Annotated in this window: 1 protein-coding gene; it reads left to right on the top strand. The window is 73.3% G+C overall.

Annotation, left to right across the window (positions count from 1 at the left end; genetic code table 11):
• Window positions 1-116: 116 nt before the first annotated feature.
• A partial coding sequence (locus ACYVE7_RS33370; RefSeq protein ID WP_460370483.1) for a transglutaminase family protein occupies window positions 117-1,874 on the top strand: 1,758 nt, incomplete at its 3' end.

The following is a 1,874-nucleotide window of genomic DNA, read 5'->3' as shown; positions in this document are numbered from 1 at the left end:
CGCGTTCCTGCGCGGCTCCGGCTGGCGGGTGCTCGAACTCGCCGGCGTCGCCGACCTTCCCGCCGCCTGGGCGGGCGTCCACCAGGGCGCCCTCGCCGAGTCTTAGGAGCCCCACATTGAGTACCCGGCCGGGGCTGACCGCCATCGCGGCGACCGCGACGCTGCTCGGCTCGATCAGCCTGTACCCGCTGTTCCTCGGCTGGGCCTGGCTGCCTCCCGGGGCCGGCGCGATCGCCGTGGTCGCGGCGACCGGGCTGCTGGTGCGCCGGTACCGGCTGCCCGCCGCGCTCAACATGGTCTGCGCGCTGGCCGCGCTGAACCTGTATCTGACCCTGCTGTACACCGGGTCGAAGGCGCTGCTGCTGATCGTCCCGACTCCGGCGTCGCTGGCCGAGATGGAGTCCCTGCTGCGGCAGGGCTGGCAGACCGCCGAGACCTTCGCCGCGCCGCTGCCCGACATCGAGGCCGTCCGGCTGATGTCGACGCTCGGGATCGGGCTGACCGCGGCGGTCGTCGATCTGATCGCGGTGCGGCTGCGCAGGGCCGCGCCCGCGGGGCTGCCGCTGCTGGCGATGTACAGCGTCCCGGCGGCCGTGCGGACCGAGAGCGTCCACTGGGCGGCGTTCGCGGCCGGTTCGGCCGGGTATCTGGCGATGCTCGTCGCCGACGCCCGCGACCAGGTCACGAGCTGGGGACGGCCGGTGTTCACCCGCCGCTGGAACGAGCGGGAGACCGGTGAGCAGGCCGACGCGCGGCCGATCACCTCGGCGGGACGCCGGGTCGGCCTCGCCGCGATCGCCCTGGCCGTGGTGGTGCCCGCGATCCTGCCGGGGATCAGCCCGGCCGGGATGTTCGGGCTGGGCGGCGAGGGCAGGGGCGGTGGCGGCTCCACCACGATCACCACGGCCGACCCGCTGGTCGATCTGAAGCGGCGGCTGGTGCAGCTCAGGGACCAGCAGGTCCTCACCTACCGGACCACCGCGGCCCGTCCCGACTATCTGCGGATGTTCGCCCTCGACAAGTTCGACGGCAACCACTGGACCTACTCGGCGCTCGTCACCAAGAACGCCCCCCAGGTCAGGAACGGCGACCTGCCCGCGCCGACCGGCACGATCGGGGTGCCGACAGATCGGGTCACCACCGAGATCACGGTGAGCCCCAAGGTCAGGGAGATGAACTTCCTGCCGGTGCCCTACGCGCCGGTCAAACTCGACATCGACGGCGACGACTGGCGCGCCGACCTGGCCTCGCTGATGCTGTTCAGCGGCAACGCCGCGACCGAGGCGGGCGGGAAGACCTTCACGGTCGTCAGCGACCGGGCCCTGCCGACCGCGCCCCAGCTCGAGCAGGCGAGCCGCCCCGACATCAGCGGCTATCTGGACACCCCCGCCCGGCTGCCCGAGTCGATCCGCTCCCTCACCCGGCAGCTCGTCAAGGGCAAGGAGAGCCGCTACGCGCGGGCGCTGGCGATCCAGGACTACTTCCTCGACAACTTCACCTACTCGCTCGATCCGCCCCCGCCCAGCAGGGTCGGCCACCTCGAATCATTCCTGCGGGACAAGCGGGGCTACTGCGAGCAGTTCGCCGCGACGATGGCGCTGATGGCGCGGCTCGCCGACATCCCCGCCCGGGTCGCCGTCGGGTTCGCGCCCGGCACCGTCCTCCCCGACGGCCGCTACGAGGTCCGGCAGAAGGACTCCCATGCCTGGCCCGAGCTGTACTTCGCCGGCTCCGGCTGGGTGCGGTTCGAGCCGACCCCGGGCGGTTCCGGCCGGCCGTCGCTGGTCGACGTGCCGTCCTACGCCCAGCCGCCGGCCGAGGAACGGCCGAGCGGGGCGTCCCGTTCGGCCAGCGCGTCGCCGACCCCCGGCGCG

It is taken from the genome of Actinocorallia lasiicapitis (assembly GCF_054778695.1).
This window is presented reverse-complemented; position numbering and strand designations above follow the sequence as displayed.